24 protein-coding genes are annotated in these 26,549 nt (G+C 68.8%); 14 read left to right on the forward strand and 10 right to left on the reverse strand.

The annotated features are described in order from the left end of the window. Positions 1-17: 17 nt before the first annotated feature. Positions 18-764, reverse strand: a complete 747-nt coding sequence (locus MRBLWH10_RS06375; protein ID WP_105673037.1) for an ROK family protein — start codon at positions 762-764, stop codon at positions 18-20. 70 nt (positions 765-834) lie between these two features. Between MRBLWH10_RS06375 and MRBLWH10_RS06380 the strand changes: the two genes are divergently transcribed. From MRBLWH10_RS06380 to MRBLWH10_RS06395, 4 genes are read left to right on the forward strand one after another with little or no spacing between them, the layout of a single operon-like run. Further along, positions 835-1,050, forward strand: a complete 216-nt coding sequence (locus tag MRBLWH10_RS06380; protein ID WP_341942050.1) for an SPOR domain-containing protein — start codon at positions 835-837, stop codon at positions 1,048-1,050. Positions 1,051-1,052: 2 nt separating this feature from the next. After that, a complete protein-coding gene (glnA, locus tag MRBLWH10_RS06385; RefSeq protein WP_341942051.1) occupies positions 1,053-2,390 on the forward strand; it encodes a type I glutamate--ammonia ligase in 1,338 nt (445 codons plus the stop codon). 7 nt (positions 2,391-2,397) lie between these two features. After that, on the forward strand, positions 2,398-5,373 hold the full coding sequence (locus MRBLWH10_RS06390) for a bifunctional [glutamine synthetase] adenylyltransferase/[glutamine synthetase]-adenylyl-L-tyrosine phosphorylase (protein WP_341942052.1): 2,976 nt from the start codon (positions 2,398-2,400) through the stop codon (positions 5,371-5,373). 42 nt (positions 5,374-5,415) lie between these two features. Further along, entirely contained in the window at positions 5,416-6,330 is a 915-nt protein-coding gene (locus MRBLWH10_RS06395; RefSeq protein WP_341942053.1) for a diacylglycerol kinase family protein, read from the forward strand. On the opposite strand, the gene MRBLWH10_RS06400 is transcribed toward MRBLWH10_RS06395, so the two are convergent. Beyond that, entirely contained in the window at positions 6,317-7,489 is a 1,173-nt protein-coding gene (locus tag MRBLWH10_RS06400; RefSeq protein WP_341942054.1) for an AI-2E family transporter, read from the reverse strand. The genes MRBLWH10_RS06395 and MRBLWH10_RS06400 overlap by 14 nt on opposite strands. A gap of 115 nt (positions 7,490-7,604) precedes the next feature. Between MRBLWH10_RS06400 and MRBLWH10_RS06405 the strand changes: the two genes are divergently transcribed. Further along, entirely contained in the window at positions 7,605-8,111 is a 507-nt protein-coding gene (locus MRBLWH10_RS06405; RefSeq protein WP_341942055.1) for a GNAT family N-acetyltransferase, read from the forward strand. Between the two features lie 34 nt (positions 8,112-8,145). Here MRBLWH10_RS06405 and MRBLWH10_RS06410 read toward each other — a convergent pair whose 3' ends face one another. Both MRBLWH10_RS06410 and glnA (MRBLWH10_RS06415) read right to left on the reverse strand, forming a co-directional pair. Further along, positions 8,146-8,988 (reverse strand): transposase, encoded by an 843-nt coding sequence (locus MRBLWH10_RS06410; RefSeq protein WP_341942056.1) that lies wholly within the window; start codon positions 8,986-8,988, stop codon positions 8,146-8,148. Between the two features lie 167 nt (positions 8,989-9,155). After that, positions 9,156-10,580, reverse strand: a complete 1,425-nt coding sequence (gene glnA, locus MRBLWH10_RS06415; protein WP_105673045.1) for a type I glutamate--ammonia ligase — start codon at positions 10,578-10,580, stop codon at positions 9,156-9,158. Between the two features lie 136 nt (positions 10,581-10,716). Here glnA (MRBLWH10_RS06415) and MRBLWH10_RS06420 point away from each other — a divergent pair, with 136 nt between their 5' ends. Then, a complete protein-coding gene (locus MRBLWH10_RS06420; RefSeq protein ID WP_223586358.1) occupies positions 10,717-11,148 on the forward strand; it encodes an RDD family protein in 432 nt (143 codons plus the stop codon). Positions 11,149-11,154: 6 nt separating this feature from the next. On the opposite strand, the gene MRBLWH10_RS06425 is transcribed toward MRBLWH10_RS06420, so the two are convergent. Continuing rightward, the gene (locus MRBLWH10_RS06425; RefSeq protein ID WP_105673047.1) at positions 11,155-11,643 is read right to left on the reverse strand and encodes an ATP-dependent zinc protease; all 489 of its coding nucleotides are present in this window, start codon (positions 11,641-11,643) and stop codon (positions 11,155-11,157) included. A 17-nt stretch (positions 11,644-11,660) separates the two neighbouring features. Here MRBLWH10_RS06425 and MRBLWH10_RS06430 point away from each other — a divergent pair, with 17 nt between their 5' ends. Next, complete coding sequence (locus MRBLWH10_RS06430) at positions 11,661-12,848, forward strand: RimK family alpha-L-glutamate ligase (protein ID WP_105673048.1); 1,188 nt, start codon at positions 11,661-11,663, stop codon at positions 12,846-12,848. A gap of 65 nt (positions 12,849-12,913) precedes the next feature. Here the strand turns inward: MRBLWH10_RS06430 and MRBLWH10_RS06435 are convergent, their stop codons facing one another. Continuing rightward, complete coding sequence (locus tag MRBLWH10_RS06435) at positions 12,914-13,624, reverse strand: DUF4191 family protein (protein WP_105673049.1); 711 nt, start codon at positions 13,622-13,624, stop codon at positions 12,914-12,916. A 164-nt stretch (positions 13,625-13,788) separates the two neighbouring features. Between MRBLWH10_RS06435 and MRBLWH10_RS06440 the strand changes: the two genes are divergently transcribed. Further along, positions 13,789-15,264 (forward strand): hypothetical protein, encoded by a 1,476-nt coding sequence (locus MRBLWH10_RS06440; protein ID WP_341942057.1) that lies wholly within the window; start codon positions 13,789-13,791, stop codon positions 15,262-15,264. A gap of 8 nt (positions 15,265-15,272) precedes the next feature. On the opposite strand, the gene sucB is transcribed toward MRBLWH10_RS06440, so the two are convergent. The 3 genes from sucB to MRBLWH10_RS06455 form a co-directional block, all read right to left on the reverse strand. Then, a complete protein-coding gene (gene sucB, locus MRBLWH10_RS06445) occupies positions 15,273-16,994 on the reverse strand; it encodes a 2-oxoglutarate dehydrogenase, E2 component, dihydrolipoamide succinyltransferase (RefSeq protein WP_341942058.1) in 1,722 nt (573 codons plus the stop codon). Positions 16,995-17,061: 67 nt separating this feature from the next. Continuing rightward, a complete protein-coding gene (gene lpdA / locus MRBLWH10_RS06450; protein ID WP_341942059.1) occupies positions 17,062-18,435 on the reverse strand; it encodes a dihydrolipoyl dehydrogenase in 1,374 nt (457 codons plus the stop codon). Further along, the gene (locus tag MRBLWH10_RS06455) at positions 18,432-19,910 is read right to left on the reverse strand and encodes a leucyl aminopeptidase (protein ID WP_341942060.1); all 1,479 of its coding nucleotides are present in this window, start codon (positions 19,908-19,910) and stop codon (positions 18,432-18,434) included. Before MRBLWH10_RS06455 ends, lpdA begins: the two co-directional genes overlap by 4 nt. A 113-nt stretch (positions 19,911-20,023) precedes the next feature. Here MRBLWH10_RS06455 and MRBLWH10_RS06460 point away from each other — a divergent pair, with 113 nt between their 5' ends. The 6 genes from MRBLWH10_RS06460 (at position 20,024) to MRBLWH10_RS06485 (ending at position 26,176) form a co-directional block, all read left to right on the forward strand. Beyond that, on the forward strand, positions 20,024-20,965 hold the full coding sequence (locus MRBLWH10_RS06460; RefSeq protein WP_105673054.1) for a PAC2 family protein: 942 nt from the start codon (positions 20,024-20,026) through the stop codon (positions 20,963-20,965). A 223-nt stretch (positions 20,966-21,188) separates the two neighbouring features. Continuing rightward, positions 21,189-22,373, forward strand: coding sequence for an RNA polymerase sigma factor (locus MRBLWH10_RS06465; protein ID WP_258132477.1), 1,185 nt, complete (start codon positions 21,189-21,191; stop codon positions 22,371-22,373). Further along, entirely contained in the window at positions 22,373-23,689 is a 1,317-nt protein-coding gene (locus MRBLWH10_RS06470) for a MurT ligase domain-containing protein (protein ID WP_341942061.1), read from the forward strand. The genes MRBLWH10_RS06465 and MRBLWH10_RS06470 overlap by 1 nt, the downstream gene beginning before the upstream one ends. Further along, the gene (locus tag MRBLWH10_RS06475) at positions 23,686-24,444 is read left to right on the forward strand and encodes a glutamine amidotransferase (protein WP_341942062.1); all 759 of its coding nucleotides are present in this window, start codon (positions 23,686-23,688) and stop codon (positions 24,442-24,444) included. The genes MRBLWH10_RS06470 and MRBLWH10_RS06475 overlap by 4 nt, the downstream gene beginning before the upstream one ends. Then, positions 24,444-25,139, forward strand: a complete 696-nt coding sequence (locus MRBLWH10_RS06480) for an alanine racemase C-terminal domain-containing protein (RefSeq protein ID WP_105673058.1) — start codon at positions 24,444-24,446, stop codon at positions 25,137-25,139. Before MRBLWH10_RS06475 ends, MRBLWH10_RS06480 begins: the two co-directional genes overlap by 1 nt. Next, on the forward strand, positions 25,136-26,176 hold the full coding sequence (locus MRBLWH10_RS06485; protein ID WP_341942063.1) for an alanine racemase: 1,041 nt from the start codon (positions 25,136-25,138) through the stop codon (positions 26,174-26,176). The genes MRBLWH10_RS06480 and MRBLWH10_RS06485 overlap by 4 nt, the downstream gene beginning before the upstream one ends. 29 nt (positions 26,177-26,205) lie before the next feature. Here MRBLWH10_RS06485 and MRBLWH10_RS06490 read toward each other — a convergent pair whose 3' ends face one another. Then, positions 26,206-26,421 (reverse strand): hypothetical protein, encoded by a 216-nt coding sequence (locus tag MRBLWH10_RS06490; RefSeq protein WP_105673060.1) that lies wholly within the window; start codon positions 26,419-26,421, stop codon positions 26,206-26,208. Positions 26,422-26,549 lie beyond the last annotated feature (128 nt).

Raw genomic sequence — 26,549 nt, forward strand, 5'->3', positions numbered from 1 at the left:
TCGTGTGGGTTGCGGGCTCAGTCGCCGGCGAGGGATGCCGCGCCGATGATGCCGGAGTTGTTGCGGTGGATCGCCGGGACGATCGGCGTCTTCAGCTCGAGCAGCGGGAGGAAGTCGCCGGCGTTCTTGGAGACGCCGCCGCCGACCACGAACAGGTCGGGGCTGAACAGGAACTCGATGTGCGAGTAGAAGGCCTGCAGCCGCTCCGCCCACTCGGACCAGCTCAGTCCTTCGCGCTCGCGTGCGGAGGTGGCGGCCCACTTCTCGACGGAGTCGTAGGTGCCGAAGTTCAGGTGTCCGAGTTCGGAGTTGGGGACGAGCACGCCGTCGTACAGGAACGCCGACCCGATGCCCGTGCCGAGGGTCGTGAGGAGCGTGAGGCCCTGGACGTCTCTGGCGGCGCCGTGGCGCGCCTCGGCGACGCCCGCGGCATCCGCGTCGTTCACGAACACGATGTTGCGACCGAGTCCGTCGCGGAAGAAGCGCTCGGCGTCGAAGTCGAGCCACTCCTTGGAGACGTTCGCCGCGGAGAGGGTCTTCCCGCGCTTGACGATGGCGGGGAAGGCCACGCCGAGCGGAAGGGTCGACTCGTGCACGTCGAGCGTCTTCAGGACCGTCTGCACGGCGACGAGGACGTCCTGCGGGGATGCGCCCTCGGGCGTGGGCACACGCACCCGGTCGGAAGCCATGGTTCCGTGTGAGAGGTCGACGAGTCCTGCCTTGATACCCGTGCCGCCGATATCGACGCCGATCGCTTTAGCCATGGTCGATAGCTTAGCGACCGGTGCCGTCGCCAGTAGGATCGATGACACCACGTGAAGAAGGGGATCGGCCATGACCAACGGCGATGAGAAGTACTGGTACAACCTGGAGACCGGTCAGGTCGAGTTCGGCATGATCTCGCCGTCCGCCGACCGCGTCGGACCGTTCGACACCGAGGCCGAGGCTGCGAACGCACCGGAGAAGCTCAAGGAGCGCTCGCGCGCCTGGGCCGAAGAGGAAGCCGCCGAGAACGGCTGGGACGCCGGCTCCGGCAAGGTCGCAGAGTAGCGATGGACAAGCAGCGGGATTTCGTCCTCCGGACGATCGAGGAACGCGGCGTCAAGTTCGTCAGGCTGTGGTTCACCGACGTGATCGGCACCCTGAAGTCCGTCGCGATCGCCCCGGCCGAGGTCGAGGGCGCCTTCGCCGAGGGAATCGGCTTCGACGGCTCGGCGATCGAGGGTCTCACCCGCAGCTATGAGTCGGATCTGCTCGCGCAGCCCGACCCGACGACCTTCCAGACCCTGCCGTGGCGCGGAGAGATCGATCCGACCGCGCGCATGTTCTGCGACATCACCACCCCGGACGGACGACCCGCGGTGTCCGACCCCCGGCACGTGCTCAAGCGCACCCTCGCGAAGGCGGCGGACGCCGGATTCACGTTCTACACGCACCCCGAGATCGAGTTCTACCTTCTGAAGTCCTCGTCCTTCGGCCCGGACGGTCCCGTTCCCGTCGACTCCGCCGGATACTTCGACAACGTGCCGGGCGGCACCGCGCACGACTTCCGTCGCCGTTCGGTGCGGATGCTGGAGGATCTCGGCATCTCGGTCGAGTTCAGCCACCACGAGGGCGGGCCCGGCCAGAACGAGATCGACCTGCGATACGCGGATGCGTTGACGATGGCCGACAACGTCATGACCTTCCGCACGGTCATCAAGGAGGTGGCCATCGAGCAGGGCGTCTATGCGACGTTCATGCCGAAGCCCCTCAGCGGCCAGCCCGGCAGTGGCATGCACACGCACATGTCGCTCTTCGAGGGCGAGCGCAACGCGTTCTACGAGGAGGGTGCGAAGTACCAGCTCTCCAAGACGGGACGCCACTTCATCGCCGGACTCCTCAGGCACGCCAACGAGATCGCTGCCGTCACGAACCAGTTCGTCAACTCGTACAAGCGGCTGTGGGGCGGAGACGAGGCTCCGAGCTTCGTCACCTGGGGCCACAACAACCGCTCCGCGCTCGTGCGCGTGCCGATGTACAAGCCGAACAAGGGCGGTTCCACCCGTGTGGAGTACCGCGCCCTCGACTCGGCGGCCAACCCCTACCTGGCGTACGCGCTCATGCTCGCCGCCGGTCTCAAGGGCATCGAGGAGGAGTACGAGCTGCCCCCAGAGGCCGAGGACAACGTGTGGTCCCTCAGCGACGCCGAGCGCCGTGCGCTGGGCTACTCGGCCCTTCCCGCGAGCCTCGACCATGCACTCGAGTACATGGAGAACTCCGAGCTCGTCGCAGAGACACTGGGGGAGTCCGTCTTCAACTACGTGCTGCTGAACAAGCGCAAGGAGTGGGAGTCCTACCGCGGCCAGGTCACTCCGCTGGAGCTGAAGAACAACCTCGAGCTCCTCTGAGTCGCGCATGGCCCGTTCGGACGATTCCGTCTCGCTCTCCGCGCTGGCCAGGCTGGGCTTCGCCGAGCTCAGTGAGGCCGCGGCATCCCTCGCCGAGCTGTCGACCCTTCTCGGCATCGAGAGGGCGGAGCTGCTCGACGGAGCGGATGCGGCTGACCCCGACGCCGCCGTGCAGGGGATGCTCCATGTGGCCTGGCGCGACACCGTCGAACTGCGGGCGCTGCTGGGCGCACCGGAGACGCGGCGCCGCGCGTGGCAGGTGTTCGGCGCGTCTCAGGGCTTCGCCGACTTCTTCCGACGACACCCCGAGCAGCTCGACGTGCTGCGGACGTCGGTGCACGCACTGCCCTCGGCGTCCGACCTCCGTGGGCTGCTTCTCGACGCCGTCGGCGCCGAGGACGGGTTCGCGGCATCCGGAGACGACGCCGCGCTCGGGACTCTGCGCGTCGCGTACCGCCGCCACCTCGTGGCGATCGCGGCCTACGACCTCGGCCACCCCCGTCCCGTCGAGATCGTCGGAGACGTGGCAGCGGCTCTCGCCGACATCGCGGGGGCCGCTCTCGAGGCGTCACTCGCCATCGCGCGCACCCGGCTCGGAGTGACGCTGCGCACCGAGGACGTGGCGGCGACGCGACTGGCGATCATCGGCATGGGGAAGGCCGGAGCTCGCGAGCTGAACTACGTCAGCGACGTGGATGTGATCTTCGTCGGCGGCACGAAAGACGAGGATCTCGTCCCGGAGGCCAGGGCGATCGACATCGCGACGCGTCTCGCGCGCGAGACCATGCGAGGCCTCAGCGGGATCGAGGTCGAGCCCCCGCTCTGGGAGGTCGACGCGGCGCTCCGTCCCGAGGGCAAGCAGGGCGCGCTCGTGCGCTCCCTCGCCTCGCACCTGGCGTACTACGACCGATGGGCCAAGAGCTGGGAGTTCCAGGCCCTGCTGAAGGCGCGTCCCCTCGCCGGCGACGCCGAGCTGGGCGACGCGTACATCGAGGCCGTGCAGCCCAAGATCTGGTCGAGCGCGGCGCGGGAGAACTTCGTCGACAGCGTTCAGCGCATGCGGGAGCGCGTGATGGAGCACATCGATCCGGAGGATGCGCCGTATCAGCTCAAGCTGGGAGCCGGAGGCCTCCGAGACATCGAGTTCACCGTGCAGCTGCTGCAGCTTGTGCACGGGCTCACCGATCCGCGCATCCGCACGCGCGGCACGCTGGAGAGCATCGACGCACTGGTCGAGGGCGGCTACATCGGTCGAGCGGAGGCGGCGACGTTCGCCGATGACTACCGCGTGCTGCGGCTGATGGAGCACCGCCTGCAGCTGAGGGAGCTCAGCCGAACCCATCTGATGCCCCGCACTCCCGCGGGGCTCCGCGTGCTCGCCCGCAGCACCGGCCTCGCGGAGTCCGGAGACGGCGTGTGGGCGCGATGGGAGAGCGTGCGTCGCGAGGTGCGCGAGATCCACATCCGCCTCTTCTACCGCCCTCTGCTCTCCGCCGTCGCCGCCCTGCCGGAGGAGGAGCGCACGCTCTCGACGGCGCAGGCGCACGACCGCCTCGCCGCCATCGGCTTCCGTGACCCCGCCGGCGCGCTCCGCCACATCGGCGCGCTCACGACCGGCCTCAGCCGCAAGGCGACCATCCAACGGCACCTCATGCCGATCATGGTGCGGTGGTTCGCCGACGGCAGCGACCCCGACTACGCCCTGATCGCCTTCCGCCGGATCAGCGAGCGGCTCGGCGACACCCCGTGGTTCCTGCGGATGCTGCGCGACTCGTCCGGCGCTGCCGAGAGCCTCACGCGTCTGCTCTCCTCGTCGCGGTACGTGGGCGAGCTCATGGAGTGGATCCCCGAATCCGTCGCCTGGCTCGACAGCACGGAGCTGCTGCGACCGCGCAGCGGGGCCGCGCTCGACGAGGAGGCCAGGGCGATCCAGACGCGTCACGAGAGCGTCGTCGATGCGCTGCGCGCCGTGCGGGCTCTGCGCCGCAGAGAACTGCTCCGAACAGCGATGGGCGCCGTTCTCGACGTCCTCACGATCGAGGAGGTCGCGACCTCCCTCACGGAGATCACCGACGCCGCCATCCAGGCCGCCCTCAGGGCGGTGCAGCGCGAGATCGTTCCAGAGGAGGACGCGGCGCTCGACTTCGCCGTGATCGGCATGGGGCGTTTCGGCGGCGCGGAGCTCGGTTTCGGATCGGATGCCGACATCCTCTACGTGTACGACGCGAACGGCATCGACCCCGAACGCGCGCAAAAGCTCTCCACGCAGATCGTCGCCGGTCTCCGTGAGCACCTGACGGATCACCGGGTGCCGCTGGACCTCGACGCGGATCTTCGCCCTGAGGGGCGCAACGGCCCTGTGGTGCGCTCGATCGAGGCCTACGCCGAGTACTACCGGCGATGGTCGCTCTCGTGGGAGGCCCAGGCCCTGCTCCGGGCGCGCGGCGTCGCGGGGAGCGCCAAGCTGATCGCGAAGTTCACGAACCTCGCCGACAGCATCCGGTACCCGGAGGCGATCGACCTGCAGGGCACGCGTGAGATCAAGCGCATCAAGGCGCGGGTGGAGGGGGAGCGGCTGCCGCAGGGCGTCGACCCGCGGCGCCACCTCAAGCTCGGTCCCGGGACGCTCAGCGACGTCGAGTGGCTCGTGCAGCTGCTGCAGCTGCAGCATGCGCACGCCGTGCCCGCTCTGCGCACGACGTCGACCATCGCCGCGCTGGATGCGGCGGTGGATGCGGAGCTCGTGCCTGCGGCGTCAGCCGACCTGCTGCGCGCCGCGTGGCGCCTGTCCAGTCGGCTGCGTTCGGCGATCACCCTGTACACCGGGCAGACGAGCGACGTGCTGCCCGTCGAGCCGCGTCAGCTGGACGCACTGGGGATCCTGCTCGGCTATCCGGAGAGATCGGCCTCCGTGCTCGAAGACGACTATCTCGGCGTCACCCGACGGGCGAGGAAGGCCTTCGAGGCGCTCTTCTACGGGTGAGTCCGGTTTGCTATCCGGGCTCCACTCGCGCAGGCTGGCCCCATGACGATCTCGAAGCTCGGTGTGATCTGGAATCCCTCGAAGATCGATGAGGAGCGGCTACGCGCCGCTGTCTCGGAGAGCATCACCGCGGAGGTTGTGTGGTGGGAGACGAGCGAGGACGACCCGGGGCGCGGTATGGCGTCCTCCGCGATCGACGAGGGCTGCGACGTCGTCGTCGCGGTCGGCGGCGACGGTACGGTCCGAGCGGTCGCAGAGGTGCTCGCAGGCACCGAGGTGGCGCTGGGCATCGTCCCGCAGGGCACGGGGAATCTGCTCGCGCGGAACCTCGGTGTGCCACTCGACGACATCACCGCGGCGCTCGAGCGCGTGCAGGACGGCGAGCCCCGCAGCATCGACATCGGCTGGGTCGAGTTCGAGGGGGAGAAGCGCGCCTTCACCGTCATGGTCGGCTTCGGCGTCGATGCGCAGATGCTCGTGGAGACGAACGACGATCTGAAGGACCGTGCGGGCTGGCTCGCCTACGTCGAGGCGATGGGGCGGGCGCTGGCGGGCACGGAGATGACGGACATCACCCTCACGCTGGACGAGGGCGACGCCCAGGAGGTCCGTGGGCACACCATGATCATCGGCAACTGCGGCATGCTGCAGGGCGGCATCCGTCTGCTCCCGGATGCCGTGCTCGACGACGGGCAGCTGGATCTGCTGCTCGTGAGCGCCGACGGGGCGCTGCAGTGGCTCGACACCGTGAGGTCGGTCGTGTGGGACAACGGCATCCGGCGTCTCCTCGGCGGGGGCACGGAGGCGGTCAGCACGGAGTCGACTCGCCACGTGGCTGCGCAGACGATCTCGGTGACCCTGGATTCCCCTCAGCAGTTCGAGGTGGACGGCGAGGAGGTCGGCGAGGTCGCGTCCTTCGTCGCGACCGTGCAGCCGGGCGCTCTCATCGTGCGCTGACGGCGGGCGGCGTGGTCTTCCCGTCCTGAGCGGGGAAGAGCACCTTCTGGACGATGATGATGATGCTCGCCGCGACCGGGATCGCCACGAGGGCGCCGGCGATCCCGCCGAGGGCGCCACCGGCGACCGCGGCGATCACGACCAGCGAGCCGGGGACGGCGACCGCCTTGCTCATGATGCGCGGGGAGAGGACATATGCCTCGATCTGCATGTAGATGAGGTAGTAGATGAAGGCGATGAGCGCCGTGACCGGGCTCACGACGAGGCAGATCAGCGAGTTGACGATGGACGCCGACAGCGTTCCGACGAGCGGGATCATCGATCCGATGAACGCGATCAGGGCCAGCAGGGCCGGCACCGGGGCGCCGATGATCGAGAGCACGATGAGGCTGAGGACGCCGTTCACCAGGGCGAGGCTCACCTGGCCGATGACGTAGCGGCCGACGGCGCCGGAGACGTCCTCGACGAGGCTGCTGAAGGTGTCGCGCTGGTAGGCGGGCACGAAGCGGGCGGCGACCTTCTTCATGCTGCGCAGGGAGGCCATGAAGTAGAGGGTCAGGATCAGCACGATCGTGACACCGGTGAAGCCGCCGGCGATGCCGGTGCCCACGGCGAGCACGCCGCCGCCGATGTTGAGGAGGTTGCTGGGGTCCTTCACGAACTTGAGGACGGCGTCGGTCGCGTCCTGGAAGTTCGCGCCGAACTGGGCGGTGAGGTCCTTGTACCAGGCGGCGTGCTGGATGTCGCTCACCATTTTCGGACCGTTCTCGATCAGGTTGCTGATCTGGTCGACGAGGATCGGGACGATCGCCAGGATGATCCCCGCGAAGAGCAGCAGCACGATCGCGACGACGATCGCGACGGCGCCGGGGCGCGGAATGGAGAACCGCTTCTCGAGGAAGGTCACGATCGGATCGAGGCCGAGCGCGAGGAACACGGCGAACCCGATGTAGACGAGCACCGTTCCGAGCTGGGTGACGATGCCGCCTAGGGTCAGCGCGACGAGAACGCCGAGAGCCCCGAACAGGCCGAACACGAACGGGTTGATGCGCGAGATCGCGGCGGCGGCCGTCGTCGGTTGCGGCTGAGGGCGGGTGCCCTGGTACGGCTGCGCCGTGTTCGTCGTCTCAGGCGTGGTGATCGGTCGACGGCGTCGCATCGTGCCCCCAGGTGTCGGTTCGGAACTGTCAGTTGAGCAGGCGCGCGCTCCGGAGTCAAGCCGGTTGCGGCGGCGTCCGCCGCGGAGTGTCCGAGCCGCGTGGGAGAGTCTGGGCATGACCGCACTGCTGCTCCGTCCCTGGTCCGCGGAAGACCTCCCCCTCCTGACACAGGCGAACACTCCGACGATGACGGCCCACCTCAACGGACCGGAGAGCGAGCAGGAGCTCGTCGACCGGCACGCCCGCTATCTGCGGCTGGGGGAGTCGGGAGAGGCGCGGATGTATGTCATCGAGGATGACGGTGTGCCGCTCGGGTCGATCGGCTGGTGGAACGTCGACTGGCGGGGCTCAGCGGCCCTGGAGACGGGATGGTTCGTCCTCCCCGAGGCGCAGGGGCGCGGGGCGGCATCGGAGGCTCTCGCGCTGCTCGTGGTCGATGCGCGCGAGCACCGCGCGGGGCGCCGGTTCCTCACCGCGTTCCCCGGCGCCGAGAACGCCGCGTCGAACGGCGTCTGCCGACGCAACGGCTTCGCCCTCGTCGGGACCATCACCGAGACCTTCCGGGGCGGCGAGCTCGTCGTGAACGAATGGATGCTGGACCTGGGCGCCGTCGACGACTAGCCGTTGCTCGTTCGACGGGTTCGAGAGGCCGTCATCACAGCTCGCTCACGCGCTGCCGTGATGCGGACAGCTCCTCCGCTGCGCTCACGACGTCGGACGTCGCCGTATCCAGGAGCGCCTGAGCGGCCGAGGCATCCGCCGTCGCCTTGGCGAGTCGATCGCGCATCCGTGCGAGCTCCGTCTCGAGCTCCTCGATCTGCGCGGGCAGCCGAGCGGTCAGAGCCTCGGCGTCCCTCACCGCCCTCTGCGCTGCGTGCTGCTGCTGTTCGGCGTGAGCAAGAGCCTTCTCCGCGTCGCTGACCGCACGTTCCGCATCCCGCCGCATCCGTCGCGCTCGCACCTCGTCGAGAGGAGGAGCGGAAGCGGGCGCCGCATCCGACACTCCGCCCGCGACGGCCGCCTCCAGATCGACCGGGGCGGAGGGCTCGAGCTCTCTGATCAGCCGACCGGAAGCGACGGCCGCCGCTGCATCCGGATCGAAGAACGCCGCGGTGAGTGTCTGCCGCACCGCTTCGGAGGTGGCCGGCGTGATGCGCTCGCCCTGTGCCGACGCCAGTGAGGTCGCTTCCGCAGCCAGGCGCTGAGTGAGTGCGCGGCGTTCACGGCCGAGTGCCGCAAGCGTCGCAGCGTCGAGGTCGGCCTGCGCGTCGCGGAGCTCCTGCGCCAACTGCAGAGCCTCACCGAGTTGGGAGGGCCGCTCGCGGGCGAACAGGTTCACGACCCACGCCGACACCGACGGCTTCTTGAGCGCGCGTATCCGATCGCCCGTGTCGCGATCGGCGGCCGCTGCCGCGAACGCGTTCCGCGTCGCGACGAACTCGGCGGGTAGACCGGAGTACAGCGCGGCCGCCATCTCTGCGAAGTCGTGTGACGTCATCGAACGACGGGTGCGACGATCGGCGCGGCGCGGCGGATGTGGGCGGGCATCGATCGAGAGTACCGAGGAATCGGGGGTTCCGTCAGCCTGTTCTTCGGGACCCGGGCGCAGACGGATGTGCCCGCCTCGACGCAGGTCGGGACGGGCACATCGTGAACGTCGGACGATCAGACGCCGTAGTACAGCTCGAACTCGAACGGGTGCGGGCGCTGGGCCATCGGCAGGATCTCGTTCTCGTACTTGTAGGAGATCCAGGTCTCGATGAGCTCCTCGGTGAACACGCCGCCCTCGAGGAGGAAGGCGTGGTCCTCGCGCAGGGCCTCCAGCGAGTCGAGCAGCGAGTTCGGCACCTGCGGGATGTTCTTGGCCTCCTCGGGCGGGAGCTCGTAGAGGTCCTTGTCCACGGGCTCGTGCGGCTCGATGCGGTTCTTGATGCCGTCGAGGCCGGCCATGAGCTGCGCGGCGAAGGCGAGGTACGGGTTGCCGGAGGCGTCGGGCGCACGGAACTCGATGCGCTTCGCCTTCGGGTTGGAGCCCGTGATCGGGATGCGGATCGCGGCAGAGCGGTTTCCGGCCGAGTAGACCAGGTTGACCGGAGCCTCGAAGCCCTTGACCAGACGGTGGTAGCTGTTCAGGGTCGGGTTGGTGAAGGCGAGCAGCGCCGGAGCGTGCGCCAGGATGCCGCCGATGTACCAGCGCGCGATGTCGCTGAGCTGGCCGTAGCCGGCCTCGTCGTAGAAGAGCGGCTTTCCGTCGCTCCACAGCGACTGGTGGGTGTGCATGCCCGAGCCGTTGTCGCCGAAGAGCGGCTTCGGCATGAACGTCGCGGTCTTGCCCCACTGGTCCGCGGTGTTCTTGACGATGTACTTGAACTTCAGGATGTCGTCGGCCGCGTGCACCATGGTGTCGAAGCGGTAGTTGATCTCCTGCTGACCGGCGGTGCCCACCTCGTGGTGCGAGCGCTCGAGGATGAACCCGGCCTCGATGAGCTTGAGGGTGATGTCGTCGCGAAGGTCAGCCGTCTTGTCGACGGGGGAGACGGGGAAGTAGCCGCCCTTGTACGGCGTCTTGTTGCCGAGGTTGCCGCCCTCTTCCTCACGGCCGGTGTTCCACGCGGCCTCTTCGGAGTCGACCTTGTAGAAGCTCTCGCCCGCGGTGACGGAGTAGCGGACCTCGTCGAAGATGTAGAACTCGGCCTCGGGCGCGAAGAACGCCGTGTCGGCGATGCCGGTCGACGCGAGGTACTTCTCGGCGTTCTTGGCGACCTGACGCGGGTCCTTCGAGTAGATCTCTCCGGTGCGGGGGTTGTAGATGTCGAAGACCATGACGAGCGTGCTCGCCTCGCGGAACGGGTCGACATAGGCGGTCGTGACGTCAGGGATGAGCTGCATGTCGGACTCGTGGATGCTCGCGAAGCCGCGGATCGAGGAACCGTCGAACAGCTGGCCGTTGACGAAGAAGTCCTCGTCCACCGTGGATGCCGGGATGTTGAAGTGCTGCTGCACACCGGGGAGATCGGTGAAACGGATGTCAAGGAACTTGACGTCGTTCTCCGTGATGTAGCTCAGTACCTCGGACGAATCTTTGAACATGTACGACTCCTGTAATGCGGATCGATGGCTTCACGGCCATTCTGCACAGTACGGCTGGAGGATTTCTCCGGGGTGTCCGCTTTGTTTCGAGCTTGTTACGGCGAAGGCATCCGCGGACGCTGGGTAGGCTGGACAAGTGACGGATGCTGTGAACTCGTACCCCGGTGAACGACTCGGTCTTCCGGAGCAAGGTCCCGGGAGCATCGCCCGCCCCGGCCGGCGGATCGGCGCGCTGCTGATCGACTACGCGGCGGCGAGCATCATCGCGACGGCGTTCTTCGGATTCAACCAGTTCGCGCTGCCCTCGGAGGCCGGTCTCAGCCAGTTCGCGCCCATGGCCGTGTTCGCGGTGATGCAGATCCTCTTCATCCCCACCGCTGGCGGCAGCCCGGGGCACCGCATTCTCGGCATGCGCGTGGTTCCCTTCGCCGGCCCCGGCTGGGTCGGCCTGTGGCGCCCCGTCGTCCGCACGCTCCTGCTGGTCATTGTCATCCCCGCGGTGGTGTGGGACGCCGATCAGCGGGGGCTTCACGACAAGGCGTCGGGGCTGATGCTCATCCGCGCCTGACGCGGCTCACTCCTTGCCGCGGTTGCGGCGGCGCGCCTCTCGAGGCGCGCGTCCGCCCACGAAGGATCGGGCGGGATCGACGACGTACCCCTGACGCAGCGCCTCGCGGCCGATGAGCATCCGGAACCCCATCTCGTCGCGGTTGCTCAGCGTGACCTCGGCGAGGACCTCGCGGTCGTGCAGGCGGATGAGCAGCTCGACGACGAAACGCTCCTGAGCGTGGCCAGAGGAGCTGCGGACGGCACGCCGATCGTGCACGGGGCACTCCACCTCGACGGTGTCCTCCTGGCTGTCCTGCCAGGGCTTGACGCGGAATCGCACCCACTCCTCGCCGTCGCGCTCGAACTCGCGGATCTCGAAAGCGTGCAGCGATGAGGTGCGCGCGCCCGTGTCGATCTTGGCTTTCAACCAGTCGACGCCGAGATCGGGCAGGCTCACCCATTCTCGCCACCCGATAAGAGTGTTTGAATGGGATGTCTTACTCACCCGATACATCCTGGCAGGAAAACTTCGTGAAGATCGCTGTGCTCTCCCGTGCGCCGCAGGCGTACTCAACCCAACGACTCCGTGCAGCGGCACTCCAGCGCGGGCACAACGTCAAGGTGTTGAACACGCTGCGCTTCGCGATAGACCTCACGGCCGATGAACCGGACCTGCACTATCGGGGGCGTCAGCTCAGCGACTACGACGCGATCCTGCCGCGCATCGGCAACTCGATCACGTACTTCGGCACCGCCGTGGTGCGCCAGTTCGAGCAGATGGACGTGTACACGCCGAACACGGCGAACGGCATCTCCAGTGCGCGCGACAAGCTCCGCGCGAACCAGATCCTGTCGCGCCACAACATCGCGATGCCGCCGACCGCTTTCGTCCGCAATCGCGCCGACGTGCGTCCGGCGATCGAACGCGTGGGGGGCGCCCCCGTCGTGATCAAGCTCCTCGAGGGCACGCAGGGCATCGGGGTCATCCTCGCTCCGCAGGTCAAGGTCGCCGAGGCGATCATCGAGACCCTGCACTCGACGAAGCAGAACGTGCTGATCCAGAAGTTCATCTCGGAGAGCCGTGGCAAGGACATCCGCGCCCTCGTCGTGGGCGACCGCGTCGTGGCGGCCATGCGACGCTCGGCGGCCGGCGACGAGTTCCGGTCGAACGTGCACCGGGGCGGCTCAGTGGAGGCCATCGAGCTCGACCCCGTGTACGAGCGCGCCGCGGTGCGCTCGGCGCAGATCATGGGCCTGCGCGTCGCCGGAGTCGACATGCTGGAGGGCGAGGACGGCCCGCTCGTCATGGAGGTGAACTCCTCTCCGGGGCTCCAGGGCATCGAGACCGCCACAAAGCTCGACGTCGCCGGTGCGATCATCGACTACATCGCCGGGCAGGTCGCCTTCCCTGAGATCGACGTGCGGCAGCGGCTCACCGTCTCGACCGGCTACGGAGTGGCGGAGCTCATGGTCCACGGGGCCGTCGATCTCGTCGGGAAGACGCTCGGTGAAGCGGGGCTGTGGGAGCGCGACATCACCGTGCTCACGCTGCACAGGGGCGTCAGCGTCATCCCCAACCCGCGCAAGCACGTGATCCTCGAGGCCGACGATCGGCTCTTCTGCTTCGGCAAGCTCGATGAGATGCGCTCCATGATCCCTGAGCGACGTCGGCGCCGTGCGAAGGTGCGTCGTCTGCCCCGTCAGCCGCTCTCCGAGTGAACGACGAAGCGCGGCCGTCCTCCTGATGAGGTGCGGCCGCGCTTCTTCGTGTGCGGGGCGTTCGATCAGCGCGGACGCTGCGAACGGACCTTGGTGGGGTCGATGCCCTTCGGGATCGGCAGCGAGGAGAGCGACTGGGAGACCGAGTCGATGCGGCGGATGACCGCGCCCATCGTCGCCTTGTCGATGGCCTTCGGAAGCTTCTTGATGGTCTTCGCCAGGTCGGCGATCGTGACGTCGTCGTCGCCATGGCCGACGTAGAGCACCGTGACGGGGACGCCGTGCGCGACGCGCTCCGCCTTGCTGCGCTCATCGTTGACCAGGCGGGTGAGGCGTCCGCGAGAACCCTCACCGACGACCACGACGCCGCCGCGGCCGACCGTGCGGTACACGGCATCCTGCGTCTTCGGGTTGATGCCCACCGGCGTCTCGGAGGCCTGCCAGTTGCGGCCGAGGCTCGTGCTCAGCACATGACCTGTCGCGCCGGGCATGCCGTCGATCTTCTGGTACATGGCGGACGTCGACAGGCGCGTCATGAGGAACATCGCACCGAGGATGCCGAGCATGAGACCGGAGATGCCCCACAGGACCAGCGTCCAGATCTGGAACGGCGGGATGACGTATCCGGCGATCAGTCCGACGAGGACGCCGGCGACGAGGATGGCGATCTGCGCCCACGGAAGCCAGGGATAGATCTCACGGGTGAACTTGAAGAGGGACCTGATCTGGGAGAAGAACCCAGGACGCTTCTCAGGTGCGGACGCGCGGTTTGCCATGGGTATCAGCCTACCGATTCCCCGGTGCGTCCGATGTCCCGTTCGCGCCGGGCGGATTCCACTCTTCGTCCACAGCGGTTGATTCGCGACGGATCCATCCACATCACCCGCTTTCGCCACCACGGCGCAGGCGGATGCGCTGTCATGGTCGCATGGTGAGGGAGATGAACGCGACGACCGGGCTGGTGCCCGGTGCGCACCGCGCGATCAGGGTGCTCGATGCGGACGAGGGGCCGTTCCGGGGCACGCTGGTCGCAGACGGCGAAGGGGTCGCCGTCTGCGCGGATGCGGCCGCGTTCAGCGGGTGGACGGGGTGGATGCTCGCGGGGAGCGATCATGTGGCCGGTCCGCTCGACCTCGTGCGTCGTGCCGACGGGCACGACGTGCTGCTGCCGTGGTGCACGGAGCGGATCTCGGCGTTTCTGGGGCGCCGAGCCGCTGCGGGGTCCACGCTCGCCCCTGGGGAGGTGAGCACCCTCGTGGCGAGTCTGCTGCGGGGCGTGGCGGAGTGCGGGGAGAGGATTGCCGAGGGGAGCGGCACCTGGTGGATCACGGACGGAGGCCGGCCGATGTTCGTGATCGGGGAGGGCGAAGACGTGCGGATCGCGACCGCGCGGATCGTCGAGTTGGTGCAGCGGGAATGCACCGACCGGGCGCTGGGGCGGCTGCTCTCCTCCGTGCAGGGTGGGCTCACGGAGGGGAGCAGCAGGCCGCGGATGCTGCCTCAGCACCTCACGCGATGGGAGGCGGAGCTGTTCGAGCTCGCGGCGCCGAAGGCGCTCGACCGGGAAGTCCTGGCGCCAGAGAGGGTTCGCGACATCGAGATGCTCCGCGACGAGGACCCCCGCGCGCAGGTATGGAGTCGGCGGGAACTGCGACGCGCCTCTGACGAGGGCGATGTGTCCAGGGGAGTAGGACGCGCCGTCCGCTCAGCTCTGGTGGGATGGGGGCGGGCTGCTTCCGGGACGATGGCCGACCTGCTTCTCCGCCTACGACCTGACTCCGGTCGGGGTGTTGCGCGGGTGACAGGCGCTGGCTTGCGGAGCCGCATCGGTCAGAAACCGCGTGACGACGGACGGAGTGACAAACGTCGGGAGGGCGACGGCGGACGGGTGCCGAGGCCCCACCGGCGCCGAGCGCAGATGATCGCCGGTGTCGCCGCTGTGGCAGTCCTGGCCGTGGGGTTGCTGTGGCCCACCGATGGCGCAGAGACGGTCGGTGCTGTGACACCGGAGACGCGGGCGTCCACTCCGCCGGAGTCTCCGGCTGCGACACCTGGTGCACGTCCGCACAGCGCGCCGGAGTCGCCGGGCCCAGATGAGGATCCGCTGGCGTCGGGTCCCGTGCTTCTCGACACGATCTCGCAGTGCCTCGCCGAGGCCGATACCGCGTGCACGGAGGCGGTGGCCGAAGGCTCAGCCGGTGTCGTCGATGCGCTGGCGGACGCGCTGCGGGGTGATGGGCGACCGGAACTCGCGCTGGTGGACGAGTACGGCGACGTCGCAGTGGTGCGGATGTCAGCGGTCGCAGGGGAGGACGGCGGCTCTCCCTCCGAGGGCGAGCGGATGCTCGTGCTCGTGCGCCTTAACGGGCACTGGCTGGTCCGCGACGTGTACGACGTCGCGGACCAGCCAGGGTGACGCTGTGATCAGGCTCCGAGGTCTGCCGCGAAGTTCGCCGCCTCGAGGCGGGCCTTGACCGCACCGAGGAAGCGAGCTGCGTCGGCGCCGTCGATGATCCGGTGGTCGTACGAGAGCGCGAGGTACACGTACGAACGGACGGCGATCGCATCGGCGCCGCCCACCTTCACGAGACCGGGGCGCTTGACGACGGTTCCGGTGCCGAGGATCGCGGACTGCGGCAGGAAGACCACCGGAGTGTCGAACAGCGCGCCGCGCGAACCGGTGTTGGTCAGCGTGAACGTGCCGCCGGCGAGCTCGTCGGGCTTCAGCTTGTTGTCGCGAGTGCGAGCAGCGAGGTCGGCGATCTCATGAGCGATCTGAGCGATGTTCTTCGACGCCGCGTCGCGCAGGACGGGAGTCAGCAGGCCGCGCTCGGTGTCGACCGCGATCGACAGGTTCTCGGTCGCCGGGTAGACGATCTGGTCGCCGTCGACCGTGGAGTTCACGATCGGGAAGGCGCGCAGAGCCTCGGCGGCGGCCAGGGCGAAGAACGGCAGGAAGGACAGCTTGTCGCCGGTCTTCTGCAGGAACGATCCCTTGACGCTGTCCCGGTAGTCGGCGAGGGCCGTGACATCGACCTCGACAACCGTCGTCAGCTGGGCCGTCTGCTGCATCGAAGCGACAGCGCGCTCCGCGAGCACCTTGCGCAGACGCGACATCGGCTGCGTCGTACCGCGCAGCGGCGACACCTCGAGAGGAGCAGGAGCAGGAGCCGGAGCAGCGGGTGCGGCCGCGGCGGGCGCGGTGGCCGCGGCCTCGGCGGCCTTGAGCACGTCCTCCTTGCGGATGCGTCCTCCGACACCGGTGCCGGCGACGGTGGCGAGGTCGACACCCTGCTGCGAAGCGAGACGGCGCACGAGCGGCGTCACGTAGACGTTGTCGTTCTCCGCAGCGGCCGGGGCCGGTGCGGCGGCGGGTGCCGGTGCGGCTGCAGGCGCCGGGGCAGCGGCGGGAGCGGGAGCGGGTGCCGGTGCGGCGGCGGGTGCAGGAGCGGCTGCCGGAGCAGCAGCAGGAGCCGGAGCAACAGCGGGCGCCGGAGCAGCGGGCGCCGCGGCGGCGGGTGCTGCACCGGAGCCGACACGCGCGAGCACGGCGCCGACAGCGACGGTCTCGTCTTCACCGGCGACGATCTCCTGCAGGACGCCGGCGACCGGCGACGGGATCTCGGTGTCGACCTTGTCGGTCGAGATCTCGAGCAGGGCCTCATCGACCGCGACGGTGTCGCCGACCTGCTTCAGCCAGCGGGTGACGGTGCCCTCGGTGACGCTCTCGCCCAGTTCGGGGAGGACGATGTCGGTGGCGTCGCCTGCCGGTGCGGCAGGGGCCGCGGGTGCGGACGCAGCGGGTGCGGCCTCGGCCTGTGCACCGACGCTGGGGTCGGCCGGCTCGGGGGTCGCCTCTGCAGCAGGGGCCGCGGCTGCCGGAGCATCCGCGGTCGGTGCTGCGCCGCTGCCGTCGCCGATGCGCGCGAGAAGCGCGCCGACCTCGACGGTCTCGTCTTCGGCGACGAGGATCTCCTCGATCACGCCGGTGACGGGGGAGGGGATCTCGGTGTCGACCTTGTCGGTCGAGATCTCGAGCAGGCCCTCATCCGCCTGCACCGTGTCACCGACCTGCTTCAGCCAGCGGGTGACCGTACCCTCTGTGACGCTCTCACCGAGAGCGGGGAGGATCACGGATGTGCTCATGACGGAGTCTCCTTCAGGAAGTTGTATGACGCTTGTCTAGCTTAGTGAACTGCGCACCGGTTGGTGCTCAGAGAGCGTGGAGCGGCTTTCCGGCCAGCGCCAGGAAGGCTTCGCCCAGTGCCTCGCTCTGTGTGGGGTGGGCGTGGATCAGGGGGGCGATGTCCTCGGGGTGCGCCTCCCACGCGACGGCCAGCTGGCCCTCGGTGATGAGTTCGCCGACCCGGTCGCCGAGGAGGTGGACGCCGAGGACAGGGCCGTCCTTGAGGCGGACGACCTTGACGAGACCCCCGGTGCCGATGATCTCGCTCTTGCCGTTGCCCGCGAGGTTGTACTCGTAGGCGGCGACGGCATCCGCTCCGTGGGCGGCGATCGCCGCCGCCTCGGTGATGCCCACCGAGGCGACTTCGGGGCTCGAGTACGTGACCTTCGGGATCTGGACGTCCGGGACGTTCGCGGGCGACAGGCCCGCGATGCGCTCGGCGACCGCGATGCCCTGCTGGAAACCGCGGTGTGCGAGCTGCAGACCCGGGACGATGTCGCCGACGGCCCACACCCCGGGGACGCCGGTGCGGAGGTCCTGGTCGACCGTGACGAATCCGCGGTCGAGGACGACGCCCGCTTGCTCGAACCCGAGGTCGGCGGTCACAGGACCGCGGCCGACCGCGACGAGGAGGTAGTCGGCGGTGAACTCCTTGCCGTCTTCGAGCGTGACGGTCACAGAGGTGTCGTCCTGCACGGCGGTCTGGAAGCGGATGCCGAGGGAGTACTGGATTCCGCGACGGCGGAATGCGCGCTCCAGGCCCTTGCTGAGCGCGATGTCCTCGTTGGGGACGAGGTGCGGGAGCGCCTCGATGATCGTGACCTCGGCGCCGAACGAGCGCCACACGCTGGCGAACTCGACGCCGATCACGCCGCCGCCGAGGATCAGCACCTTCTCGGGGATGACGTCGAGGGAGAGCGCCTGCTCGCTCGTCAGGATGCGTCCGCCGATCTCGAGACCGGGGAGGGTCCTGCTGTACGAGCCGGTCGCGAGGATCACGTCCGCACCGACGTACACGTCGTCGCCGACGCTCACCGAGCGATCGGCGTTGAGGCGCCCGGTGCCGGCCACCGTCGTGATGCCGCGGGCCTTGACGAGGCCCTCCAGGCCCTTGTACTTCTTCGCGACGATGCCTTCGCGGTATGCGCGGACTCCCGCCGGGTCGATGCCGTCGAGCGACGCCGAGATGCCGACGTGCGCGGCCCCCTGCACGTGCTCCGCCACCTCGGCGGCGTGCAGCAGCGCCTTGGTGGGGATGCACCCGCGGTGCAGGCAGGTGCCGCCGACCTTGTCCTTCTCGATCAGGGCGACGGACTTGCCGAGCTCGCTGGCGCGCAGGGCTGCGGCGTACCCGCCGCTGCCGCCACCGAGGACGACGATGTCGAAGGTGTGGGTTGTCATGATCTTGCCTCCGGGTGGGATGCGTCGGCGAAGGCGATGATCGATCGGACCATCGCCCCCGTTGGGCCCTTCTCAGTGAAGCCGTAAGGTGCGCCGTTGTGCTCGCTGGAGCCGGCGATGTCGAGGTGGACCCACGGAATGCGCGGGGCGTCCTCGGCGTCGGACACGCGGCCGACGAAACGCTGCAGGAAGAGCCCGGCGAAGGAGGCTCCGCCCATGCGATCGCTCATGTTCGCGTTCTGCAGGTCGGCGATGGGGGAGTCGAGCGAGTCCTCCATGTAGGCGGGGAGGGGCATGTGCCACGCCGGCTCGTCCACGGCATCCGCTGCGGCCAGGAACTCCGCGACGGTGTCGTCGTCTCCGAACACGCCGGTGTGCCGATGGCCGAGCGCGGCGATGATGGCGCCGGTGAGGGTCGCGACGTCGATGATGACATCGGGGTGCTCGCGGCTCGCGGCGACCAGACCGTCGGCCAGCACGAGGCGGCCCTCCGCATCGGTGTTGTTCACCTCGACCGTCGTGCCGTCGAGGATCCGCAGGATGTCGCCGGGGCGGATCGCCCGCCCTGAGGGCATGTTGTCGGTGATGCACAGCCAGGCGGTCACGCGAACGGGAAGGCCGAGCTTCGCGATGGCCCGCAGCGCGGCGAGGCTGGTCGCGGCTCCCGCCATGTCGAACTTCATCCCGACCATGGAGGCGGCGGGCTTGAGGGAGAGGCCTCCGGTGTCGAAGGTGATGCCCTTGCCGACGAGGGCGATGTGGCGCGCCGCGTCGGCGGGGGAGTAGTCGAGGCGTACGAGACGCGGCGGCCGGTCCGATCCCTGGCCCACGCCGAGGATGCCGCCGAAGCCCTGCTCGGCCAGCGCCTTCTCGTCGAGGATCTCCACGGAGACCTCGAGCCCATCGACGCTGTCGGCGGCGCTCTGGGCGAGCTGCGCAGGGCTCTGCCACTCGGCGGGCACCAGCACGAGGTCCTTGACGAGCGCGACGGCCTCGCCGACGGCTGCGGCGCGCGCCACGGCGGCATCGTCGAGCTCAGCGTGTAGCAGAACGGTGCTCGCCCGCGGCTTCGGGGGATCGGCCTTGTACCCGTCGAACCGGTGGCCTCCGAGCACGGCGCCCTCTGCCGCGGCATCCGCGAACTCCTCGAGCCCCGGCGCCAGTGCGACCGAGATGGTCGCGAACCCCGTGAGCGTGCGCAGTGCGGCGCCGACGGCGTTGCGCACGGCGAGCGAGTTCGGGTTCTTCCCGGCGCCCACCACCGCGAACGGCACCGTCGTCACCTGGGGTGCGTGCACCCGCGCGAAGGCGGAGGCGCCACCCGTGAAGCCGATGCCCTGCAGCGAGTCCGCGAGGCCGGGGAAGCCGGCGAGCGACTCTGCGGAGTCGGAGATGTCGGGCACGACGAGCACTGCGGCATCTGCAGCGCTTCCGGGGAACTGATCTGAGGTGCGCGAGAGCGCGGGAAGCGTCATGTCTCCATCCTAGAGAGCACGGAGGCCGGGGGCGTGTGGTGGCGCCGCCGCGTGTTCGCTCTGAGCAATACGCGTGCCGCCCCCTCATCCGACGCGCCTCGTAGCATGGAGATATGCCCTTCTCCGGAGACATCCTCGAACGCGTCGCCAACGCGCCGGCAGTGCCGCGCGGCCTTCCTCTGGTGATGCTCCTGACCGGATTCACCGACGCGGGCAGCGCCGTCTCCGGACTCATCGACCACCTCCGAGAGACGGCCGATCTCCAGCCCGTCGTCGTGTTCGACAACGACGCACTCCTCGACTACCGGGCGCGTCGCCCCGTGATCTCCTTCGATCAGGACCACCTGACCGAGTTCCGGCCTGCTCGGCTCGAGCTCTCTCTCGCCACGGATGCGCTCGGGCAGAAGTTCCTGCTGCTCTCCGGCTACGAGCCCGACTTCGCCTGGAACGAGTTCGCGCGCACCGTCCTCGAGCTCGCGACCGAGTACGAGGTCTCCGGCGTCAGCTGGGTGCACTCGATCGCCATGCCCGTGCCGCACACGCGTCCGATCGGCACGACGGTGAGCGGCAACCGACGCGACCTCACCGTCGCGCACTCGGTGTGGCGCCCCCGCACGCAGGTTCCGGCGACCGCGGGGCATCTGCTCGAGTTCCGGTTCGCCGAGCGCGGTGATCGTGTGGTCGGCTTCGTCCTGCTGGTTCCGCACTACCTCGCAGAGACCGAGAACCCGGATGCCGTGATCACGGCGGCCGAGCGTCTGATGGCCGCGACGGGTCTGGTGCTGATGCTCGATGAGGTGCGCGCGCGCCGGGAGGACTACATCACCCGGGTGGACGAGCAGGTGCTCGGCAACGACGAGCTGCAGCAGATGGTGCACAACCTGGAGCGCCGCTACGACGCCTACATGGCGGGGCGCGACCCGGAGGACGACTCCTACGACGAGGGTGGATTCAGCGAACGCGACCTGCCCAGCGCCGATGAGCTCGCCGCGGAGCTGGAGAGATATCTGGCCTCGCGCCCGTCGGGCGATGACGACAAGCAGGGTCGAGGCTGACGATACGCGGTATGTTCCGCACCGAATGCAGCCGCACACCTGTACGTGTGCGATACTAGGACTCTGACCCGTTGTCAATCAGTCTTTTCGGAGGCTGGACTTGACAAGGGTCTTACTAGTGTCCGAAAGTTCCGGGGCGTTTCAGCGGCCCCGTGAAAGGCGAAACGTGACTCCTGCCACGACAAACAAATCCCGGACGAAGAAGACCGCCGTCGAACCGGAGATCGACGCCCAGGTCGACGAGACGCCCGAGAAGCCCGCGCCCAAGACCGCTGCGCAGCGGGCCGCGGCGAAGCGCGCTCCTGCCAAGAAGAAGAAGTCGGATGACATCGTCGAAGACGACGATGCCCCCGTCGCCGGTGCGGCCGAGGAGGCCGACGAGGACGACGACGACGCGAAGCCGAAGTTCACCGAGCCGCTGCCGACAGGCGCGATCGTCATCTCCTCGAACGACGACGAGGACGTCCCGGTCTACTCCACGCAGATCACCGGCGCGACGGCCGACCCCGTCAAGGACTACCTGAAGCAGATCGGAAAGGTCGCGCTGCTGAACGCGGCCGAAGAGGTCGAGCTCGCGATGCGCATCGAGGCCGGTCTGTTCGCCGAGGAGAAGCTCGCCGCGATGACCGCGGCGGAGAAGACCAGCCAGCTCGGACTCGACCTGCAGTGGGTCGCCCGTGACGGTCAGCGCGCGAAGAGCCACCTGCTCGGCGCCAACCTCCGCCTCGTCGTCTCGCTCGCCAAGCGCTACACCGGTCGCGGCATGCAGTTCCTGGATCTGATCCAGGAGGGCAACCTCGGCCTGATCCGCGCGGTCGAGAAGTTCGACTACACCAAGGGCTTCAAGTTCTCGACGTACGCCACCTGGTGGATCCGTCAGGCGATCACCCGCGCGATGGCCGACCAGGCCCGCACCATCCGCATTCCGGTGCACATGGTCGAGGTCATCAACAAGCTCGCCCGTGTCCAGCGTCAGATGCTGCAGGACCTCGGCAGGGAGCCCACCCCCGAGGAGCTCAGCCGCGAGCTCGACATGACGCCCGAGAAGGTCGTCGAGGTGCAGAAGTACGGCCGAGAGCCGATCTCCCTGCACACGCCGCTCGGTGAGGACGGCGACAGCGAGTTCGGCGACCTGATCGAGGACACCGAGGCCGTGGTCCCCGCTGACGCGGTCGGCTTCACCATGCTGCAGCGTCAGCTCGAGCAGCTGCTCGACTCTCTCTCCGAGCGCGAGGCCGGCGTGATCCGGATGCGCTTCGGCCTCGGCGACGGACAGCCGAAGACCCTCGACCAGATCGGCGACACCTTCGGCGTGACGCGTGAGCGCATCCGCCAGATCGAGTCGAAGACCATGGCCAAGCTGCGGCACCCGAGCCGGTCGCAGTCGCTGCGGGACTACCTCGAATGATGACGGGCGCACCTCAGGCGCGCTCGGCAGGCATCCGCTACGTCTTCCCCGTTCTGGCGGGCAAGCTCGCCCGGTTCGCCACGCGTCTGCGCGGCGGCGGATCGGCGTTTCCGGGATACCTGACGAACAGACTCGCGCCGACGCTGCTTCCCACGCTCGCCGGACAGTTCCGGTACGGCGTCGTGTTCGTGCTCGGTTCCAACGGCAAGACCACGACGACGCATATGATCAGCGAGGTGCTGCGTGCACACGGTCTGACCGTGTTCACGAACCCGACGGGCGCGAATCTGCCGCAGGGCGTCACCAGCGCGCTGCTCGCTGATGCGACGCTCACCGGCCGCATCCGTGCCGACGTCGCCGTGCTCGAGATCGATGAGGGGTACGCGGCGGATCTCGCGGATCGGCTCTCGCCGTCGGTGATCCTCTCGCTGAACGTGCAGGTCGACCAGCTGTACCGCTTCTACGAGACCGAGCGCGTGGCCGATATGATGCTCGAGGCGTCGAAGCGCGCCACCGGTCATGTCATCGTGAACCGCGACGACCCGTACCTGAGCAAGATCGACACGAGCGCGATGCGCGGTGAGGTGTCGTTCTTCGGCGTCTCGCCTGAGCTCGTCGCGGCCTCAGCACACGGCCTCGCGAATGCCGCGGACACCCGGAGCGGCAACGCCGGAATCCTCGACCACGACGCCTTCGCCGAGGTCGTCAGCGCCCGTGGGCGTGATGTGGTCGTCCGCGTCGACGGTGTGGACGCCGAGATCACCCTCCCCGCCCGCGGCCTGCACTACGCGGCCGACGCGGCCGCTGCGCTGACCGTGGCGTCGCGTGTCCTCGGATCCGACTTCACGGTGGAGAGCGCCGCGAAGGGCTTCGCGCAGATGGCGCCCGCGTACGGACGCGGCGAGGTCATCCCGCTCCGCCGCGACCCGGCGGGCGAGCAGGTCGAGTTCGTCATGTTCAAGAACGCGCCCAGCCTGCAGATGAACCTGGATGCGCTGGAGGGGGCCCCCGAGCGCGCCCTCATCGCGATCGACGAGGGCACGCCCGACGTCTCCTGGCTGTACGACGTCGACTTCGACGTGGTGAAGCGCATCGACGTCGTGACCGGGGAGAAGGCGTACCAGCTCGCTCTCAGCCTCGAGCACGCCGGCGTCGAGATCGGCGTCGTCGAGCCCGACATGGAGAAGGCGGTGGCGCTCATGCGGGCGCTCGAGCCTGCGGCCTCTGGCCGCCAGACCTGGTTCGTCAACTACGAGCTGATGATGATCGGGCGCAGGCTGCTCGGTCACGGAGATCAGGAGATTGCGCGCCGATGACCGAGACCGTGCGAATCGTCCAGCTCTATCCGGTGGAGCTCGGCATCACCGGCGACCGCGGCAACGTGCGCGCCCTGCAGGTGCGTCTGGAGCGCGCCAGAGTGCCCGTCGATGTCGTCCGCGTCGGCATCGGGGAGGCACTCCCCGCGGATGCCGACATCATCGTGCTCGGCAACGGCCCCCTCTCCGCCATGCGCATCGTCGCAGACGACCTCCGGGCGCGCGCCGCGGAGCTCGAGAGGTTCGTCGAGGCCGGCCGTTCGCTCTTCGCGATCGGCGCGTCCGCCGAGCTCCTCAGCGAGGGCGTCGATCTGCTCGACGGTGAGATCTTGGACGGCCTCGGCCTGTTCCCGTTCCGTGTGGCGCGCACGCGCGACCGCAACGTCGGATACATCATCGCCGAGACCCCGTTCGGTCGAGTCATCGGATTCGAGGACCACGCCTCCCGCTGGACCCTCGGCCCGCAGGCCGAGGCCGCAGGCACCGTGGTGGCGGGCAAGGGCAGCTTCTCTCTTGACGGCGCGGCCGGCGAGATCGTCCGCAGGGGAGAGTCCTACGCGTCCAACGTGCAGGGTCCGGCTCTTCCGCTGAATCCGCAGTGGTCCGACGCGATCCTCACCGCGGTGACCGCACGGCGCGGCATCGCGTGGTCCGCCGGCGATGCGCACACGCATCTGAACGAGTACGCAGACGGAGCCCGCGCGGCGATCGAGCACCTCGTTCACAGCAAGGACTTCAGCACGATCGGTCTGTGATGATCAGCAGCGCGCTTCCCCGGGCGGTGATCTCGCGATCGGCGCTCACCGCATCTGCGGCGGCCGCTGTCGCCGCAGGAGGCCGAGTGGCCGATCTGCGCTCCGATGCCTGGGGGCACGGCATCCTCTCCGTCGCCCACGCGGTGACGATGGCGGGAGCCGAAGCGGTGCTCGTCGACTCGGCGAGTCAGGCCGAAGCCCTGTCCTTGGAGGGCATCGGCGCGGTCGTCGGCATCGAGCCCGACATCGACTCCGCGCGGCTCTACGGGCTGCCGGACGATGACGGCGTGCTGCTCACCGATCCCGTGATGCGGCTGGCAGGCCGCGTGATGTCGACCAAGAGGCTCAGACCCGGTGATGCCGTGTCCTACGGGTACACCCACCGCGCGACCGCGCACACCGTGGTCGCGCTGGTGACCGGCGGATACGCGCAGGGGATCGTGCGAGCGCTCGGCAACAGAGCCCACGTCGAGGTCGACGGCAGAGAACGGCCCATCGTCGGCCGGGTGGCGATGGATGTCTGCGTCGTCGACCTGCAGGGTGAGGACGTTCCCGTGGGTACAGAGGTGACGTACTTCGGCGGACGAGGTCCTGCCGGACCCGCCCTCGCCGGGTGGAGGTCTGTGACGGGGCTCTCCGTCGCGGAGCTCGTGACGGTCGCAGGGTCCCACGCCGAGAGGGAGTGGGAGTCATGACCCGTCCGCAGCTGCGACTGAGCAGCGCTCGCTTCATCGCGAACATCGACGCGGTGCGAGAGCGCATCTCGCCGTCCGAGCTGATGCTCGTGATGAAGGACGACGCCTACGGGCACGGGATCACCTGGGCCGTGGAGACCGCGGCGCGTACGAGCGTGGAGTGGTTCGGCAGCTACGACGTCCGCGGAGGTCTCGAGATCCGTCGCATCCTCGAGCGCCCGGCGCGCGTGTTCGCCTGGGCGACGGCGACGGATGACGAGATCGACGACGCGCTCCTGCAGCGGATCGACCTCGGGGTGGGCACCGATGAGTACCTCGACCGGATCATCGCCAGGGCCGTCGCCCTCGGACTCTGCGCGCGCATCCACCTGAAGATCGACACCGGGCTGCACCGCAACGGCGTGCTGCCCGAGGACTGGGCCGCGGTCGTGGAGCGCGCCCGTGCGGCCGACGCATCCGGTGCCATCGAGCTTGTCGGTGTCTGGAGTCACCTCGCGGAGGCGAGCGATGCCGAGGACGACGACGCCCAGAGAGTCTTCCTCGACGCTGTGCAGGTCGTGAACGCGTCCGGCGCTGCTCCGGAAGCCCTCCACCTCACCGCCTCAGCGGCGTCGTGGTGGCGTCCTGAGCTGCGCGGATCCGTCTCCCGGATCGGGGCGTTCTGCTACGGCGTCCGTTCGGCTGACGGCCCTGATCTCGACGGGATCCTGCCGGTGGCGGAGCTCACCGCGACGGTCGTCGAGATCGCAGACGGCGCCGCGGTGATCGGCATCGGCAGCTTCGACGGCCTGCTCTCGACCCTCGCGGGCATGCCCGTCGGGACGGAGTCCGGAACTCGGCTGCTCACGAGCATCGGCCACACCACATCCGTGATGTCCGATGCGGCCGACCTCGCGGTCGGCGACACCGTCTGGATCTTCGGTGCCGGCGCTCACGGAGAGGTGAGCGCGACCTCGGTCGCGGAGCGGGTCGACACGGTGGGCGAGGAGATCCTCACCCGTCTCACCTCACGCGTGCGACGCGTGGTCATCGACTGACAGACGCGGCGCCGGTCGAGAGCAGCGAGTCAGGCCTCGATGAGGCGAGCGGTCTCGTCGTGCCAGCTCGTCGCGATGCTGCGGAGCTTCTCTTCGTACTTGCGTCCGTGGTGAGCGCAGAAGAGCAGCTCGGAGCCGTTGACGACCGCCGCGATGTAGGCCTGAGCGCCACACGAATCACAGCGATCCATGGCGGTCAGGCGGAACTCGACGGCGGAGGTCTCACGTTCGGTCGTTGCATTCATCTCGGTGCCTCCTTGGGTGTCGGGTTCACTGTCGGGGTGTGCTCAATACAACCACGCGCAACCTGTACGCATGCCCGGCTTACGGCGTGTTTCGCTCAGCGCGTACGCCGCGGTGGGCGTCTGACGCA

It is taken from the genome of Microbacterium sp. LWH10-1.2 (assembly GCF_038397765.1).
GTDB classification, from domain to species: domain Bacteria; phylum Actinomycetota; class Actinomycetes; order Actinomycetales; family Microbacteriaceae; genus Microbacterium; species Microbacterium natoriense.

Excerpts from the sequence above, each read along its gene's own strand:
- MRBLWH10_RS06375 (WP_105673037.1), bottom strand. The coding sequence starts at position 764 with ATGGCTAAAGCGATCGGCGTCGATATCGGCGGCACGGGTATCAAGGCA.
- MRBLWH10_RS06380 (WP_341942050.1), top strand. The coding sequence starts at position 835 with ATGACCAACGGCGATGAGAAGTACTGGTACAACCTGGAGACCGGTCAG.
- glnA (WP_341942051.1), top strand. The coding sequence starts at position 1,053 with ATGGACAAGCAGCGGGATTTCGTCCTCCGGACGATCGAGGAACGCGGC.
- MRBLWH10_RS06390 (WP_341942052.1), top strand. The coding sequence starts at position 2,398 with ATGGCCCGTTCGGACGATTCCGTCTCGCTCTCCGCGCTGGCCAGGCTG.
- MRBLWH10_RS06395 (WP_341942053.1), top strand. The coding sequence starts at position 5,416 with ATGACGATCTCGAAGCTCGGTGTGATCTGGAATCCCTCGAAGATCGAT.
- MRBLWH10_RS06400 (WP_341942054.1), bottom strand. The coding sequence starts at position 7,489 with ATGCGACGCCGTCGACCGATCACCACGCCTGAGACGACGAACACGGCG.
- MRBLWH10_RS06405 (WP_341942055.1), top strand. The coding sequence starts at position 7,605 with ATGACCGCACTGCTGCTCCGTCCCTGGTCCGCGGAAGACCTCCCCCTC.
- MRBLWH10_RS06410 (WP_341942056.1), bottom strand. The coding sequence starts at position 8,988 with ATGACGTCACACGACTTCGCAGAGATGGCGGCCGCGCTGTACTCCGGT.
- glnA (WP_105673045.1), bottom strand. The coding sequence starts at position 10,580 with ATGTTCAAAGATTCGTCCGAGGTACTGAGCTACATCACGGAGAACGAC.
- MRBLWH10_RS06425 (WP_105673047.1), bottom strand. The coding sequence starts at position 11,643 with ATGTATCGGGTGAGTAAGACATCCCATTCAAACACTCTTATCGGGTGG.
- MRBLWH10_RS06435 (WP_105673049.1), bottom strand. The coding sequence starts at position 13,624 with ATGGCAAACCGCGCGTCCGCACCTGAGAAGCGTCCTGGGTTCTTCTCC.
- MRBLWH10_RS06440 (WP_341942057.1), top strand. The coding sequence starts at position 13,789 with ATGAACGCGACGACCGGGCTGGTGCCCGGTGCGCACCGCGCGATCAGG.
- sucB (WP_341942058.1), bottom strand. The coding sequence starts at position 16,994 with ATGAGCACATCCGTGATCCTCCCCGCTCTCGGTGAGAGCGTCACAGAG.
- lpdA (WP_341942059.1), bottom strand. The coding sequence starts at position 18,435 with ATGACAACCCACACCTTCGACATCGTCGTCCTCGGTGGCGGCAGCGGC.
- MRBLWH10_RS06455 (WP_341942060.1), bottom strand. The coding sequence starts at position 19,910 with ATGACGCTTCCCGCGCTCTCGCGCACCTCAGATCAGTTCCCCGGAAGC.
- MRBLWH10_RS06460 (WP_105673054.1), top strand. The coding sequence starts at position 20,024 with ATGCCCTTCTCCGGAGACATCCTCGAACGCGTCGCCAACGCGCCGGCA.
- MRBLWH10_RS06470 (WP_341942061.1), top strand. The coding sequence starts at position 22,373 with ATGACGGGCGCACCTCAGGCGCGCTCGGCAGGCATCCGCTACGTCTTC.
- MRBLWH10_RS06475 (WP_341942062.1), top strand. The coding sequence starts at position 23,686 with ATGACCGAGACCGTGCGAATCGTCCAGCTCTATCCGGTGGAGCTCGGC.
- MRBLWH10_RS06480 (WP_105673058.1), top strand. The coding sequence starts at position 24,444 with ATGATCAGCAGCGCGCTTCCCCGGGCGGTGATCTCGCGATCGGCGCTC.
- MRBLWH10_RS06485 (WP_341942063.1), top strand. The coding sequence starts at position 25,136 with ATGACCCGTCCGCAGCTGCGACTGAGCAGCGCTCGCTTCATCGCGAAC.
- MRBLWH10_RS06490 (WP_105673060.1), bottom strand. The coding sequence starts at position 26,421 with ATGAATGCAACGACCGAACGTGAGACCTCCGCCGTCGAGTTCCGCCTG.